At 71.1% G+C, this 14,362-nt stretch carries 14 protein-coding genes; 6 read left to right on the top strand and 8 right to left on the bottom strand.

Annotation, left to right across the window (positions count from 1 at the left end; translation table 11 throughout):
* The first annotated feature begins 107 nt into the window (after positions 1-107).
* Complete coding sequence (locus tag ACFS27_RS23860; RefSeq protein WP_377188520.1) at positions 108-1,643, top strand: bifunctional metallophosphatase/5'-nucleotidase; 1,536 nt, start codon at positions 108-110, stop codon at positions 1,641-1,643.
* Between the two features lie 50 nt (positions 1,644-1,693).
* On the opposite strand, the gene ACFS27_RS23855 is transcribed toward ACFS27_RS23860, so the two are convergent.
* Complete coding sequence (locus ACFS27_RS23855; protein ID WP_377188517.1) at positions 1,694-2,806, bottom strand: LLM class F420-dependent oxidoreductase; 1,113 nt, start codon at positions 2,804-2,806, stop codon at positions 1,694-1,696.
* Positions 2,807-2,935: 129 nt separating this feature from the next.
* Here ACFS27_RS23855 and ACFS27_RS23850 point away from each other — a divergent pair, with 129 nt between their 5' ends.
* A complete protein-coding gene (locus ACFS27_RS23850) occupies positions 2,936-3,328 on the top strand; it encodes an MmcQ/YjbR family DNA-binding protein (protein WP_377188514.1) in 393 nt (130 codons plus the stop codon).
* Between the two features lies 1 nt (position 3,329).
* A complete protein-coding gene (locus ACFS27_RS23845; protein ID WP_377188511.1) occupies positions 3,330-3,752 on the top strand; it encodes a hypothetical protein in 423 nt (140 codons plus the stop codon).
* Positions 3,753-3,831: 79 nt separating this feature from the next.
* Here ACFS27_RS23845 and epsC read toward each other — a convergent pair whose 3' ends face one another.
* The 3 genes from epsC to ACFS27_RS23830 form a co-directional block, all read right to left on the bottom strand.
* Positions 3,832-4,428, bottom strand: a complete 597-nt coding sequence (gene epsC / locus ACFS27_RS23840; RefSeq protein ID WP_377188508.1) for a serine O-acetyltransferase EpsC — start codon at positions 4,426-4,428, stop codon at positions 3,832-3,834.
* Positions 4,428-5,363: a cysteine synthase A gene (cysK, locus tag ACFS27_RS23835; RefSeq protein ID WP_377188506.1), complete on the bottom strand. Its 936-nt coding sequence runs from the start codon at positions 5,361-5,363 to the stop codon at positions 4,428-4,430. The genes epsC and cysK overlap by 1 nt, the downstream gene beginning before the upstream one ends.
* A gap of 553 nt (positions 5,364-5,916) precedes the next feature.
* The gene (locus ACFS27_RS23830; protein WP_377188503.1) at positions 5,917-6,672 is read right to left on the bottom strand and encodes a lytic polysaccharide monooxygenase auxiliary activity family 9 protein; all 756 of its coding nucleotides are present in this window, start codon (positions 6,670-6,672) and stop codon (positions 5,917-5,919) included.
* Positions 6,673-6,837: 165 nt separating this feature from the next.
* Here ACFS27_RS23830 and ACFS27_RS23825 point away from each other — a divergent pair, with 165 nt between their 5' ends.
* Together ACFS27_RS23825 and ACFS27_RS23820 are read left to right on the top strand one after the other, a co-directional pair.
* Positions 6,838-7,185: a hypothetical protein gene (locus tag ACFS27_RS23825; RefSeq protein ID WP_377191154.1), complete on the top strand. Its 348-nt coding sequence runs from the start codon at positions 6,838-6,840 to the stop codon at positions 7,183-7,185.
* Positions 7,068-7,409 (top strand): nuclear transport factor 2 family protein, encoded by a 342-nt coding sequence (locus tag ACFS27_RS23820; RefSeq protein ID WP_377188500.1) that lies wholly within the window; start codon positions 7,068-7,070, stop codon positions 7,407-7,409. The genes ACFS27_RS23825 and ACFS27_RS23820 overlap by 118 nt, the downstream gene beginning before the upstream one ends.
* A gap of 109 nt (positions 7,410-7,518) precedes the next feature.
* Here ACFS27_RS23820 and ACFS27_RS23815 read toward each other — a convergent pair whose 3' ends face one another.
* Entirely contained in the window at positions 7,519-8,259 is a 741-nt protein-coding gene (locus ACFS27_RS23815; protein WP_377188498.1) for a hypothetical protein, read from the bottom strand.
* Positions 8,260-8,305: 46 nt separating this feature from the next.
* Entirely contained in the window at positions 8,306-8,695 is a 390-nt protein-coding gene (locus ACFS27_RS23810) for a DUF4345 domain-containing protein (RefSeq protein WP_377188496.1), read from the bottom strand.
* A gap of 122 nt (positions 8,696-8,817) precedes the next feature.
* On the opposite strand from ACFS27_RS23810, the gene ACFS27_RS23805 reads away from it, so the two are divergent.
* A complete protein-coding gene (locus ACFS27_RS23805; protein ID WP_377191152.1) occupies positions 8,818-12,627 on the top strand; it encodes an NACHT domain-containing protein in 3,810 nt (1,269 codons plus the stop codon).
* Here ACFS27_RS23805 and ACFS27_RS23800 read toward each other — a convergent pair.
* Positions 12,617-13,213, bottom strand: coding sequence for a hypothetical protein (locus tag ACFS27_RS23800; RefSeq protein ID WP_377188493.1), 597 nt, complete (start codon positions 13,211-13,213; stop codon positions 12,617-12,619). The two genes, ACFS27_RS23805 and ACFS27_RS23800, sit on opposite strands and share 11 nt — an antisense overlap.
* 73 nt (positions 13,214-13,286) lie before the next feature.
* The gene (gene erm, locus ACFS27_RS23795) at positions 13,287-14,213 is read right to left on the bottom strand and encodes a 23S ribosomal RNA methyltransferase Erm (RefSeq protein ID WP_377188490.1); all 927 of its coding nucleotides are present in this window, start codon (positions 14,211-14,213) and stop codon (positions 13,287-13,289) included.
* Positions 14,214-14,362: the final 149 nt, after the last annotated feature.

Genomic DNA, 14,362 nt, shown 5'->3' with positions numbered 1-14,362 from the left:
GGGCCCCGGGCCGCGGTCACCCACAGTTCACGTGCGGGGAACCGCACCGTTCACGGCCGTCAGCTAGCGTCCCGAGCCGAACCTGATCCGCCGTCGGAGGTACTGCCATGCACCGCCCGCTCGCCCGCATCACCGGGGCTCTCGGAACCCTGCTGCTCGTGTCCGGCCTGGCCACGTCGGGCCTTGCGCCAGCGGCGGCCGGACCGAAGCCTGATCGCGCCCAGCACACCGCGACGCTCCTGTACTTCCACGACGCGCACGAGATCGGGCCGGTGCTGACCGGCGGCCAGGACCGTGGCGGCGTCGCCCGGCTGGCCACGGCCGTGCGCACCGTCGAGGAGCAGAACCCGGCGACGGCCGTCGTCTTCGGCGGAGACCTCGCCGGCGGCACGCTGTTCGGCGGGCTCTACCGGGGCGTGCCGATGGTCGAGGCGCTCAACGACGTCGGCGTGGACCTGGCGAACTTCGGGCAGCACGACTTCGACTTCGGCGTGGACCACGCGCGCGAGCTCGTCGCGCGGTCCGACTTCCCGTGGATCACCTCCAACCTGACCGACACCGCCGGGGAGCCCTTCGTCGAGGGCGGCACCTGGGCCGTGCAGCGGGTGGGCAAGGTCCGTGTCGGGTTCGTCGGCCTCACGGACGCGATCGAGACGACGTCGGCCGCCGGCGACCTCGTCGAGACGGACCCGGTGGAGGCGACGCGCGCCGCCGTCGCCGACCTGACGGCGCACGCCACGGTAGACGTGGTCGTTGCCGTCACCCAGTACCCGATGGACGAGAACCGCGAGCTGGTCCGGGCCGTGCCGGAGCTGGACGCCGTGTTCGGCGAGGAGATGGCGGAGTACGACTCGGTGATCGAGTACGAGGGCGACGTGCCGCTCATGGCGTCGGAGGGGAACATCGGCTCGCTGATCCGCCTCGACCTCACCAAGCGGCGCGGCGAGCACGTGGTGGCGCCGTCGGTGGTCGAGGTGGACCAGACGGTCACGCCGGACCCTGCGCTGCGCGAGGTCGAGGAGCGCTACGCCGCCGAGATGGACGAGCGGCTCTCCGAGGTGCTGGCCGACGTGCGGACGCCCCTGGTCAACCCTGGCCAGATCAGCCGGTCCGAGGAGACGGCGCTGGGCAACTTCGTCGCCGACGCGTTCAGGGCGCGGCACGGGGCCGACGTCGGCTGGGTGAACGGCGGCGGACTGCGGGCCGAGGCGCCCGGGCCCGAGTTCACGCTGCGCGACGCCTACTCGATCGCGCCGTTCGCCAACCGGGTGCTGAAGGTACGGGTGAGCGGAGCGGGCCTGCGCCAGTCCCTCGAGGACGCGGTCTCCCGCGTGCAGGACGCCGGCGGCGGGTTCCCGCAGGTGTCCGGCATGGCGTACGCGTACGCACCGAGCGCTGAGGTGGGCTCGCGGGTGCGGGAGGTCAGCGTGGGCGGTGCGCCGCTCGACCCGGCTGCCACCTACACCGTCGCGGTGACGGCCTACGTGGCAGGGGGCGGCGACGGCGTCAGCGGGTTCGCCGACGCCGAGGTGCTCGTGCCGCTCGGCGACGCCCCGGTCGACGCGGAGGTGATCGCGGACCACGCCCGCACGCTGGGCACCATCGACGTCACGACGGAGGGCCGCATCACGGTCCTTCCGTGAGAGGTCTCGACAGGCTCGGCCATCCCGTCGGTCGAGCCTGTCGAGACCCGTCAGACCTTCTTCGGCGCCACCCGGGACAGGAGCGCACCGGTCGTCGAGCGGACCCGGCCGCCGAGCGACGAGTCCTGCGACGCCGACAGGAGCGCCAGCATCGAGGCCGGGTCGCCCTGCACGAGCATCGTCGTGATCGCGGTGCTCTCCCAGGAGGGCAGCTCCTTGCGGATCTTGTCGATCGGCCCGACGAGCGCGATCTCCTCCACGAGCTGCGTCGGGACGGCAGCGGCCGCCTCCTCCTTGCGCCCGGCGAGGTAGAGCTCCTGCACCTTGTCGAGCGGCTCCTTGTAGCCGAGCCGGTCGAGCGACTGCTTGTGGAAGTTCGCCTCCTTTGCGCCCATCCCGCCCGCGTACAGGGCGATGTGGGGGCGGATGACGTCGGCAGCGGCCTCGACGTCGTCCCGCACGACGACGGGGACGGTGGCGGCGACCTCGAACCGGTCGGCCGGTGAACGTTCCTCGGACCGGACGTGGAAGCCCTCGGCGAGCAGCGCCCGGAACTCGTCGTCCATCCGGGGCGCGTAGAAGCCGGCCATCCAGCCGTCGGCGATCTCCGCGGCGAGGGCCACGTTCTTGGGGCCCTGCGCGGCCAGCACGATCGGGATCTCGGGGCGGAAGGGGTGCACCGTCGGCTTGAGCGCCTTGCCGATCCCCATCGCCCCTGGTGCCTCGGCGGACAGCGGCAGCTGGTAGAAGGAGCCGTCATGGGTCACCGGGGCCTCGCGGCGCATCACCTGCCGCACGATGTCGACGTACTCGCGCGTGCGCGCCAGCGGCCGCTTGTACGGCTGGCCGTACCAGCCCTCGACGACCTGCGGCCCCGAGGCGCCGAGCCCGAGCACGAACCGGCCCTTGGACAGGTGGTCCATCGTGAGGGCCTGCATGGCGGTCGCCGTCGGCGTGCGGGCAGAGATCTGGGCGATGCCCGTGCCCAGGCGCACGTTCTTGGTGCGGGAGCCCCACCACGCCAGCGGCGAGAACGCGTCGGAGCCGTAGGCCTCCGCGGTCCAGACCGAGTCGAGGCCGAGCCGGTCGGCGGCCAGGATGAACTGCTGGATGCCCTTCGGGGGCCTGCGGGACCAGTAACCGGTCTGGAATCCGATGCGCATGGGGTCACCTCGTCGTGGGAACGTCTTACCTGAAACGGCGCGTCCCAGGTACTGGCCATACCCTACCGGTTGCCTCAGGGGTGGGTGATCTTGCCGATCACCGGGACCCGCTGGAGCTACCGTGGACTCGTGGCCACCTACGACGACGTCGCCCGGCTCGCCCTCGCGCTGCCCGAGACCTCCGAGGGCACGAGCTGGCGTCATCGCGCCTGGTCCGTCGGGCCCAAGGCGTTCGCGTGGGAGCGCCCGTTCACCAAGGCCGACCTCAAGCGTTTCGGGGACGAGCCGGTGCCAGCGGGTCCGATCCTCGGCGTGCGGGTCGAGGACCTGGGGGAGAAGGAGGCGATCCTGGCCCAGGGCCGGCCGGGATTCTTCACGATCCAGCACTTCGACGGATTCGCCGGGATGCTGGTCCAGCTCGACGTCGTCGGCGAGGCCGAGCTGCGGGAGGCCCTGGTCGACGCCTGGCTCGCCATGGCGCCACCGGCCCTGGCGGAGCAGCACGCGGACGAGCTGCGCTGAGATGCCGCGCGGCCCGCGGGACCGCTCGCCGCGGACCGACCGGCACTTCCGCGTCTACTGCCGCATCGCGGCGTTCCTGTTCGCGGCGTTCACGGTCTATCCGGTGATCACCAAGCTGGTCGAGCACCGGCTGGCGCACGACTGGGCGCACGGTGCCCTGCACCTGCTGTTCTGCCTGCTCGCCGCATACGCCGGCTGGGTGGCCCGGGACGCCCGGGTCGCACGCCACTTCACGGCGGTGGTCGGGGTCGTCTACGGGGTGCTCGGTGTGATCGGCTGGTTCGTCCAGGGCCTGCTGCTCGGCACCCCGCTCGCGGTGCCGCTCGACCCGGTGGCCAACGTGTTCCACCTGGTGCTGTCCGTCCCCGCGCTGATCCTCGTCGCACGGTTCGTCGCGGCGTCACGAGGCAAGCGGGCCGCGTGACGGCGCGATCAATCAGCGGGGATGACGGAGATGTGGTCGCCCGATCGCTAGGTAGGCGCGGACCTTCCCAGGCCCCGGCTCAGATCACGTACTCGATGAGCTCCGACGGGTCCTCGTGGCGCTGCCGCTCCGCGACCGGCGCGTTCGGCACCCGGATCCGCGCGGGGATGCCCACGGCGACGGCTCCTGCGGGCACGTCCTTCACGACGACGGCGTTGGCGCCGATCTGTGCGTCGTCACCGACCCACACGGGGCCGAGCACCTTCGCGCCGGCGCCGACGGTCACCCGGTCGCCGAGGGTCGGGTGCCGCTTGCCCCGGTTGAGCGACCGGCCGCCCAGCGTGACGCCGTGGTAGAGCATGACGTCGTCGCCCACCACCGTGGTCTCGCCGATCACCACACCCATGCCGTGGTCGATGAACAGCCGCTTGCCCACCCGGGCGCCCGGGTGGATCTCGATCCCGGTCGCCGCCCGTGCGAGCTGCGAGAGCAGTCGCGCGGGCAGGCGAAGGGGCGGCACCCGCCACAGCCGGTGGGCCGCGCGGTAGGCCCAGAGGGCGTGCACACCCGGATAGGCGAGCGCTACCTCCAGCCGGGACCGCGCGGCCGGGTCGTGGGCGCGCGCGGCGTCGAGGTCCTCGGCGAGGACCTGCAGCAGCCCGCGCACCCCCGTCATCAGTCGACCAGGCCCTCGAACAGCGGGGTGGACAGGTAGCGCTCGCCGAAGTCGGGGACGATCACCACGATCGTCTTGCCCGCGTTCTCCGGTCGCTTCGCGACCTGGAGGGCCGCGGCGAGCGCGGCGCCGGACGAGGTGCCGACCAGCAGGCCCTCTTCCTTCGCCGAACGGCGTGCCACGTCGATGGCGGTGGCGAGGTTGATGTCGATGACCTCGTCGTACACCTTGGTGTCGAGGATCTCCGGCACGAAGTTGGCGCCGATGCCCTGGATCTTGTGCGGGCCGGGGGCGCCGCCGTTCAGGATGGGCGACTCCTCGGGCTCGACCGCGACGACCTTGACGTCGGGGTTCTTCTCCTTGAGCACCTGGCCCACACCGGTGATGGTGCCGCCCGTGCCGATGCCGGACACCAGGATGTCGACCTGGCCGTCTGTGTCGGCCCAGATCTCCTCGGCGGTGGTCTCGCGGTGGATCTTCGGGTTGGCCTCGTTCGCGAACTGGCGGGCCAGGACGGCGCCCGGGCGCTCGGCGGCGATCTTCTCGGCCGCGGCCACCGCACCCTTCATGCCCTCGGCGCCCGGCGTGAGCACCAGCTCGGCGCCGTACGCGCGCAGCAGTGCGCGGCGCTCCTTGGACATGGTCTCCGGCATCGCGAGGACGACCTTGTAGCCGCGGGCCGCGCCCACCCAGGCCAGGGCGATGCCCGTGTTGCCAGAGGTGCCCTCGACGATCGTGCCGCCCTCCTTGAGCTCACCGGACGCCTCGGCGGCGTCGATGATGGACACGCCGATGCGGTCCTTCACGGAGTTGGCGGGGTTGTAGAACTCGAGCTTGCCGAGAACCGTCGCCTCAAGGCCTTCGGTCAGCCGGTTGAGCTTGACGAGCGGCGTGTTGCCGATGAGCTTGGTCGCGTCGTCGTAGATGCGGGCCATTGTTCTTCCTTCGCTGTGTGGCGGGTGTGGCTGGGTGGGTCGTTCTTGTCCGACGTCCTCGTCCCGTGGCCGTGCGGAGGTGTACCTCGGGACTGGCGTGGAGCGTCTGGGCTTGGTCGGGGCCGGAGCATCGCGCTGCCGCCTTTGGCCACGTTCGGCGGAGCCGGCGTGGTCGGGCGCGAGAGCGGATGCTCTACAGACAGCCTCGGGGGCAGCAGTCGGTTGCGCACATCGAGTGCGTCGCGGCCGGGAGGACCGAGGTGGGGAGTGCGGAGCGCACGGTGCTCAAGACGTCCTCCCTGCGTGGGGCGGCCGGTGGCCGCGCGGCTGCGTGTTTCCGTAGCGGGCCATCGGCTCGCCTGCAGCAGATTACGCGGGCGAGGACTCTGAGACAAGATCTGTCTCAGGTATCGATCATGTCGATACTTCGGGCCGGTCGGCGGAGCGCCCGAGACGGCTGCTGGACCCACCGGACGCCGCGTCGGCCCCGGCCCACTGAAGGGCCGAGGCCGACGGGAGGCTCAACGGTGCTGGTGGTCCTGCCGGGTCCCGCTCAGGAGGCGAGCTTGGCGAGGCGACCGGCGGGCGCCGCCGTCCCGGCCGTCTCGGCGGTGGCGTCGGCCGTGCCGCCGCCGATGTTGATGTCCGAGCACAGGTAGTAGGGCTGGTCGAGGTGGGATGCCTGCCAGATCGTGTACAGGACGGCCCGTCCGCTGCGTCCGGACAGGTCGACGTCGGTCTCGTAGGTGCCCTGCGCCGGGTACGAGCCGGTCTCCTTGACGAGGTCGACGTCGTCCCAGCCGAGCGCCTCCGTCGTCGGGTCGAAACCGGGCTCCGAGACGTAGATCCGCAGGTAGTCGGCACCGTGCTGCGCCTGGTCGGTCAGGGTGAGGTGGAACTGCTGCGGAACGTCCTTGGCGATCCACGCGCCTGGCGTGTCCATGTAGTCGTACCGCGGCGACTGGGTGCGTCCGCCCGAGCAGAGCTGGCCGTTCGGGATGACCGCCTCGTGGTTGCCGCCCACGTTCTCCCGGTACAGGCCGTTCCAGTTCCACATCGCGTTGGGGTCGTGCTGCCACGCGCCCCAGCACATCGGGTCGAGGTCGGCCATCTCGGGGTTCAGGTGGTCGCTGCCCCAGCGCTCGAGGCACCCGTAGTTGCGGGTGGGCGGGTCGGTCACCGACCCGTGGGCGGCCGCAGGGGCCGCTGTCACGGTGTCCGCCGCTACCGCCGTGACCATGGCGAACGGGGCGACCAGCGCGGCGGTGACGGCCAGCGTGAGACTGCGCTTGTGCGCACGGATGGACATGGGTTCCTCCAGGTGCTCGGGCGGGTGCGCCTGGCGGAGCCCGCCACGGCGCGTGCAGGAACACTGTGCGGAGGCCGTCCGGGCGAAAACCACCCGGTGAAACGATTAGGGTTCGGCCACCGTCAGGAAGGGGTGCAGGACGACGGGGCCGCCGAGATCAAGCGGATGTTCGTGCGCCCGGAGCACCGCGGCGCGCACGTGGGCTCGGCGATGCTGGACCGGCTGCTGGAGCTGTCCCGCGACGAGCTGCGGGCGCCGCCGGTCCGGCTCGACAGCAACCGCTTCATGCGGGAGGCCCACCGGCTCCACCCGCGCCAGGGGAGGACCGCCGCGCCCTGGTTGGGCGGGCGAAGTGTGCTTATGGTCGGAGGAACCGAGTGCCCTTGGAGGCCCACATGGCTGTCACCGATCCGCCCGCCGTCGTTCCACCCGTCATCCAGGAGTTCATCGACGCCACCAACGCCGGCGACACCGAACGATTCGTGGCCACGTTCGCCGACGACGCCTTCCTGAACGACTGGGGGCGTGAGTTCCACGGCCTGGACGGGGTCCGGAGCTGGAACGAGACCGACAACATCGGGATGCAGAGCCAGTTCGAGCTCATCTCCGTGCTGCCAGGCTCCTCGCACGGCGAGTACACCGCGAACATCAAGGTGACGAGCAACCGGTTCAACGGGACCGGTCCGTTCCGGTTCGAGCTGCGGGACGGGAAGATCGCGAGCCTGGTCCTCAGCTGACCGGTCTGCCAGGAGCTGGCTCTCGTTCAGCAGGCCGATCGCGACCGTTTGCGCGCACATTCCGGTCCGAAAGTGCCTGCTGAACCAGCCTCAGGAGCCGTTCGGCTGTCTACCGGTGCCAGTTCTCGCCGGCCATGGCGGGCGGGCCCGTCACGTCGCGCCGGCTCGGGTGGAACGTCGCCGACCAGCTCGCCGGGGGAGCCCCGAGGGTCTCGAGCACCTCGTCGACCGCGTCGACAGGGCTACGACCGCGCAGCGGGAAGTGCAGGATCACGTGGTAGCGGTTGTCGGTCGTCTGCAGCACCACCCGGTAGGTCGACGGGTCGTCGAAGACGAGCTCGGCGAACCGCAGCTTCACGCCCTCGTCTGCCAGGCGGGTGCGGTCGGTGCCGGTGAGGATCAGGCGCTCGGCGGTGTCCGTCGGGCGCTCCCACGCGTGGTCGGCGCCGGCGCGCGCGACCTCGGCGTCGTACCGCGCCGCCGAGAAGGTCGCGCCGTGGCCGGTCGGTGTCTGGCCGATCCAGTCCCAGTGCACGACGTCGTCCTCCCGCTGGATCCGGACGTCGGTGACGCCGCACCCGTACACGCCGCACGTGCAGCGTGCGATCGGGACCACTCGAGACTCGGCCGTCGCGACCAGCCGGTTCTCCGGGACGAACAGCTTGGACGGTGGCATCCCGAGTCCGGCACCGCGGGAGGTCATCTCGACGTCGTCCACAAAGACCCGCACCTGGAAATCGGCTGCCTCGGTAGCGACGACGTCCAGCCTGATCGATCCGGCGGCCCGTCGAGGGGCGGTCGGCACGTCCTCGTGCGGACGACGACGGTCGGACGGGTCGCGGGTGGCCATGGCGACCATTGTGTGCGCTCGCCGTGGCGCGAGGAAGGTGGGACGGCTACTCGATGCGCCGCGGGAACGTCCGCACGTGCCACCAGATCACCAGTGGCACCACCAGCAGCTCCAGCACCAGCGCGCCGATGAACATCGGGTGCGGCCAGCCCGTCACTGCCACGGAGATGAGCCGCGGGACGGCGCCGAGCGACGCGATCGCGAGGATCACCCGCGTCACGTCGGCGCGCTGCTCGGGCCGGCGCAGGCTCCACCAGATGAGCAGTCCCGCCGCGAGCCAGAACACGTTGGTGAACCGGTACTCGCTGTCGATCGTGGCGTTCACCGGCTCGCCGCCGGGCAGCGCCTGCGGCCCTATCGCGATCCCCAGGACGCCGCTCAGCACGGGCACCGTAGCGAGCACGGCGATGACCACGACCAGTGTCCGACGACCCATGGGCGCAGTGTGGCACGCCACGCTGGCGCCGCCGGCTCCCACTCGGAACCGACACGTCATGGATAGGCTGCTCAACGCGTTCGATCAATGGAGTTCGTGTCGGTCCGGGTGGAGGCGCCTTGGTGGGTTCGAGTGGTCTTCCGTACCTCGCGCAGTCCTTGAGTGCCGTCGCGATCGCCGCCTTGGACGGCGTAGTCCCGGCACTGGGCACGGCCACGGGCGAGGTGGTCCGTCATCTCGTCGCCCGGTACAGCACGACACCGGAGCTTCGTGGGCTGCACCGCAGAACCACGACTGCCGTACTCCAGTGGGTTCAGGTCGAGGGCCTTTCCGACGCGGAGCAGGGCTTGAGCCTGGCCGCTCGCACCGTGGGCAGATACGGCCTGACGCACGAGCAGATCGCGGGGGAGAGGTTCGACCCCGCGCGCGTGGCGGCGCGGGTCCTGGCTGACGCACAGGGGACCGATCCGGACTGGGGGCGACGCGGATTCTGGCGCCAGCGCGTGCAGGAGGACCGGCATGTCGTCGCCGAACGCGCGGTCCACGAGACCTACGCAGCGCTGATCGGCGAGCTCCGCGCCAGCGAGCCCGTCGTCCTGCCCGCGGTGGCGGCCGTGCTCGACGAGGTCGGCAGGCTCGGGCTCGACCTCGGCGCCGCTGCGCAGGACCTGGGCGAGCTGCGCGACGCCCTGGTGCGCGGCGCGACGGCCGGCGAGGTGATGGCGTACCTGCGCACGCGCATCGTCGACTGGGACAGCCCGGTCTGGTCCGGCAGGGCGCCGTCGTCGATCGAGCGGCGGCTGACGGCGCACACCGTCGGCAACAAGCCCGGTACAGAGTCTCAGGACTTCAACGAGCGCGAAGCGTTGGAGCACCAGACGATGCTGGTGGTTCTCGGGGGCCCGGGCTCAGGCAAGACCTGGCTGGCCCGCCGATACGCACGCACTGCAGCTCAGGAGTCATTGGCTCGGCTCGAAGCGGGGGCGAACCTCGACCAGGTGGAGATCCCGCTGTTCACCACGTGGGACCAGTGGGCGCAGACTTCTGGGCCGGGGACGCGCGAAACCCTTGTGGCGTCCTCCTTTGATCCCGCGCTGGGGCACAGCGACATCGCGGGGCAGGATCTGTCCGGCCACCTGCAGCGGACACTGGTCCTGGCTGAGACGCGAGTTCTTCTGATCGTCGACTCGCTCGACGAGGCCGCGGACCGTGAGAACCAGTACAGCCAGGGCAACCGGCTGCACAGCCTGGCCTCCCTCAGCAGCGAACGATGCCGGGTCGTGGTGACCAGCCGCCCTTCCGCGTGGGACGGCGTGCACGGCCGTGTGCCGAGCTCGCACGGCTCGTTGCGGGTGGTCAACCTCCACGAGCTGCCCACCGATGACGTCGAGGGGTTCGTCGAGGCATGGTTTGCGAGCGATCCGGACCGCGCACAGGCCCTGGTCCAGCAGCTACGAGACCGCCCGGACCTGGCGCGTGCGGCGGTCGTGCCCCTGAACCTGACGTTCTACTGCAGTATCGCGGGCGAGGGACGCAGGGCCGACGTGCATGATCCGGAGACACTGCCAGCGCGGAGGCATGCCTTGTACACGCGGGTCGTGCGCCGCACCTTCCATCACGCCGATTCCTCCAAGGGCGCCGGCGCAGTCGCACGCGATCCCGAGGAGCGGATGCGGATCCTCGCCGCGTGGGCCTGGCACGCCGCCGGGAATGCCAACACCTCGACGGGGCTCGGCAACTGGGGCGAGACCTTCATCCAGCCACCCGGTGCGTATGACGATCCGGCGCTCGACGCGATCGCGCCCAAGGTCCGCGTCGACGACGAAGGCGTCGTGACGCGACGTTTTCAGCATCGCACCCTGCTCGAGCATTTTGTCGCCGAGTACGTCGCTGACCTGCCCACCGACGAGGCTGCCGCGATCCTGTTCCCTCACCTCTGGTACGACCCGGACTGGGCGGTTGCGGCGCCGGCGGCCATCGCCGCACACAACCGGCGCCGGCCGGGCGAGCTGTTGGGTGAGATCTGCGACGATTTCGGCGCGTACCACGGGACGACGAGCACGGCGTGGATGCAGGTCTCGCGTGCGCTCGACCTCCAGCTTCTTGCTGTCGCAGTCGAGTCCGATCCCGACGAATGGCCCACGCGGAGCCAGGACATCCTGGACGCCTGCCGGATGCGGAGTCTGGTCTCGAGGCCGGGATTCTACGCCGTCCCGCTCCTCGAGGACTCGGTGCACTGGAACCGGTCGAGCGCCGATATCGCCTCTGCGTTGCTGACAGAGTTCCCCCGTATCGGGCCATCCGGGGTGGAGCTGCTGGGGGTGCTGATGGAGCGGAACGGCGAGGAGCGAATGCGGTCATGGGCACTGGACGCGGCGCTGGAAGCGCTGGCTGATCCGCATATCGAGTGGCCACAGGTATGGCTGGACGTGGTGCTGGCGTCACGACCGAGCGACGATGTACGGGCACGAGCCCGTTCTGCGGTGCTGGAGACGCTGGCAACCCCGGACGTCAGCTGGGTAGATGGCCGGGTGAGGACGCTGCTTTCGTTGGGGCCGAGTGATGAGGAGCGCGCACGGGCACGTGCTGCTGTCCTTGGGCTGGTGCTGGCTGCCGCGGACAGCAACTCGTACGGTGTGGATCACCTGTTGATGACGTTGTCGTCGCTGGGCCCGACCGACCGGGAACGAGCGAAGGCCTGGAACGTAGCGATTGCAGCGCTGCCCGACGTGGACTACTTCCAGGCAGCGAACCTGGTAAAAGCGTTGCTGGAGCTGGGGCCGAGCGATGAAGCGGTGGGGCGCGCGCGGGCCGCGGTCATAGGGGCACTTGACCGTCCGCACGTCGAGGCCGACGAATGGGTGGGCCTGCTGCTCTCGTTGGCACCGAGCGACGAAGACCGCGCACGTGCTCAGGCCGTGTTGCTCGGTGCCCTACCCGGGGTCTACCGCAGCTCGGCGGACTCCCTCGCGCGAGCGTTGGTGTTGCTGGGGGCGGGCGCGGCCGCCCGGGCTGCGGTTCTGTCGGAACTCGCAGACACCGGCCCCTACTTTCTCGCTGAGCGGGTGGACGTCCTCATGCTGTTCGAGCCGGGCGCCGAGGAGCGTGCGCGTGCGCGTGCCGCGGTGGGGGCGGTGCTGTTCGCATCGCCCGAGCCCAGCCTGGCGATCCTGGATCAGCTGGTGACGCCGTACTTGTCGTTGGGGCCGGACATCGAGGAGCGTGCGCGCGTGCGCCGTGCGGTGCTGTCGGCGATGGCGCGCCAGCGCGAGCGCATGACGGTGAATGTGGCGATCGCCCTGCAGTCGATGGGCCCCCTCGATGCCGAGCTGACCCAAGCGCGTGCGCGTGCCCGCGCCACTGTCTTGTCGGACCTGGCCGATACCGACCCGGTGCTCGTAGCCCGGTCGGTAGCAGCGCTGCTTGCGTTGGAGCCAAGTGAAGAGGAGCGTGCGCACGCACGCTCCTCGGTCCTGTCGGCGCTGACCGACACGGACGCCGCCTGGCGGATAGATGACATGGTTGCCGCGCTGCTGTCGCTGGGGCCGAGTGAAGAGGAGCGTGCGCAGGCCCGTACCTCGGTTCTGTCGGCGCTGACCGACACGGATGCCACCTGGTTGGACGGCCTGTTGACGACGTTGGTTTCGTTGGGCCCCAGCAGCGCGGAGCGCGCAGTGGCCTGGCGCATCGTGCTGGACGCATCGACGGGTGATTCCCGGTACTGGTTCGAGAAGCTCGTCGAGATCTTGGAGCCGCTGCAGCCAGGTGATTCCCACCGGGCCCGAGCACGCGCTCAGGCGGTCGCGGCGCTCTCGAACGGCACCGAGGACAATGCCGTGACGCTCGCCGCCGGCCTGCGCAAGATCTACGCGCTGCCAGCGTGGCTCGACCTGATCAGCGACGTCCCCGCCGCCGAGACGCCTACCACATAGCCACCTCGGCCCCCAGCTCCAGCCCCTCCTCGGTCGCCTGTGCCGACGAGATCGCCACCGGGCTCTCACCCTCCGGGAACTGCACGCCCTCGGCGAGCCGGTCGAGCTCGGTGACGCCGAGCTGGTCCGCCAGCGTGGACACCGGGAGTGTGAGCCCGCCGAGCTGGACGCTGTCCGCCCGCAGCACGGCCCGGCCGTCCTCTGCGGTCACGGACAGCAGCATGTCGACGGTCTGCTCGTCGCCGGCCACGGGCAGCGGGAACCGGGCGACGAGGCCGCCCGGCGCCGGCGCGACCTCCAGGTCGGGCAGGTCGGTGGCCTCGCGCGCGGCGTCGTTGAGCGCCTCGGCCGGCACCTCGACCCGCAGGGTGGCTCGTCCGGTGGCCACCTGCCAGAGGGCCGGGGTGTCGTCCCGGGCGACCGACATCCCGGGTGGCAGCTCCGCCGCCGCGCTCTCGATCCGGTCGTCGATGACGTAGCGCAGGACGAGCTCACCGAGCACGCCGAGAACGACCAGCCCACCGACCACCGAGGCGACAGCGATGATCCAGCGACGGCGGGGGCGACGGGGTGCGCTCTCTGTCATGGGGACCATTCGACAGCACCGACGTGACAGTTTGCTGAGTGTCACGTGATAGCCCTGGTCAGCCCGGCAGCGCTCAGCCCGGCACGGCTCGCCGGGTGCCGGTCCGCCGGACGGTCAGGCGGTACGCACCCACCCAGGCCTGCGCACCCAGGTCGCGGGGCAGCGCGTTCGGCCCGACACCGTGCTCGCGAGCCCACCGCCGGACGTCGTTCCGTGCGAGCCCGTGCCGCGCCAGGATCTCCTGGAGGCCGCGGCCCCGTCCGTTGAACACTGCCGCAGCGAAGGCCTGGTACGCGCGCCGCTCGTGCGCGGGCAGGAGCGGCTCCTGTCGCCGGTCGATCACGAGCAGACCGGCGTCCACGTTCGGCCGGGGCCGGAACGCGGCTGCGGGGATCCGCCGGTCCAGGCGGGGCGCGAACCACGGCCACCACTGCGCGGTCAGGAGGGTGGTGCCGCCGACGGCGGCGCGCTTGCGCGCGACCTCCCACTGCGTGATCAGCACGGCACGCTGCCAGCCGGTCAGGGTGAACAGACGCCGCAGCACCGGGGTGGTCAGGTGGAACGGCACGTTGCACACGAGGTCGTAGGCGGCCGACGGCGGTGCGTGGCGCAGGATGTCGCCCCGCGTCACGGTGACGTTGCCCGGGGCGACCCGGCCCAGCCGATCGACCGAGCGCGGGTCGATCTCGACCGCGTCGACCGGGCGGCCCAGACGGGCGAGGGGCAGCGTCACGGCCCCGCGGCCGGCGGCCCATTCGACCAGGGGGAGGTCACCGTCGGCGACGAGGTCGACCACCCGCTCGATGACCTGCTTGTCGACCAGGAGGTTCTGGCCCAGCTCGTGCGCTCCGCCGGGCAGGGGTCCGGTGTCTTCGATCTCGGGGGAGCGGTCGGGCGAGTGCGAGCGGTCGGGCGAAGGCGTGCGGTCGGGCCAGGTCGTGCGGGCGGGAGTGCGGGCAGTGCTGCTGGCATGGGTACGCGAGGAACGGTTGCGCGGCATGGTGTGCTCCGGAGGTCGTCGGTTCTCGGGCTCCGGGCAGCACAAAGGCGCCGCCCGGCGGAAGCCGGCGGCGCGGGGCACGCGCTGGGTGTGAGAGTGCGTTCCGCGCCGCTAGCGGGCGGAACGCTCTCTGATCATCACGTTCATGG

It is taken from the genome of Promicromonospora vindobonensis, assembly GCF_042685865.1.
In the GTDB taxonomy this organism is placed as follows: domain Bacteria; phylum Actinomycetota; class Actinomycetes; order Actinomycetales; family Cellulomonadaceae; genus Promicromonospora; species Promicromonospora vindobonensis.
Note: the sequence above shows the minus strand (reverse complement) of the source record. Positions and strands in the feature narration are given on the sequence as shown.

Bases quoted from the DNA above. Each gene is read 5' to 3' on its own strand.
- ACFS27_RS23860 (WP_377188520.1), top strand. From the start codon at position 108: ATGCACCGCCCGCTCGCCCGCATCACCGGGGCTCTCGGAACCCTGCTG.
- ACFS27_RS23855 (WP_377188517.1), bottom strand. From the start codon at position 2,806: ATGCGCATCGGATTCCAGACCGGTTACTGGTCCCGCAGGCCCCCGAAG.
- ACFS27_RS23845 (WP_377188511.1), top strand. From the start codon at position 3,330: ATGCCGCGCGGCCCGCGGGACCGCTCGCCGCGGACCGACCGGCACTTC.
- epsC (WP_377188508.1), bottom strand. From the start codon at position 4,428: ATGACGGGGGTGCGCGGGCTGCTGCAGGTCCTCGCCGAGGACCTCGAC.
- cysK (WP_377188506.1), bottom strand. From the start codon at position 5,363: ATGGCCCGCATCTACGACGACGCGACCAAGCTCATCGGCAACACGCCG.
- ACFS27_RS23830 (WP_377188503.1), bottom strand. From the start codon at position 6,672: ATGTCCATCCGTGCGCACAAGCGCAGTCTCACGCTGGCCGTCACCGCC.
- ACFS27_RS23825 (WP_377191154.1), top strand. From the start codon at position 6,838: ATGTTCGTGCGCCCGGAGCACCGCGGCGCGCACGTGGGCTCGGCGATG.
- ACFS27_RS23820 (WP_377188500.1), top strand. From the start codon at position 7,068: ATGGCTGTCACCGATCCGCCCGCCGTCGTTCCACCCGTCATCCAGGAG.
- ACFS27_RS23815 (WP_377188498.1), bottom strand. From the start codon at position 8,259: ATGGCCACCCGCGACCCGTCCGACCGTCGTCGTCCGCACGAGGACGTG.
- ACFS27_RS23810 (WP_377188496.1), bottom strand. From the start codon at position 8,695: ATGGGTCGTCGGACACTGGTCGTGGTCATCGCCGTGCTCGCTACGGTG.
- ACFS27_RS23800 (WP_377188493.1), bottom strand. From the start codon at position 13,213: ATGACAGAGAGCGCACCCCGTCGCCCCCGCCGTCGCTGGATCATCGCT.
- erm (WP_377188490.1), bottom strand. From the start codon at position 14,213: ATGCCGCGCAACCGTTCCTCGCGTACCCATGCCAGCAGCACTGCCCGC.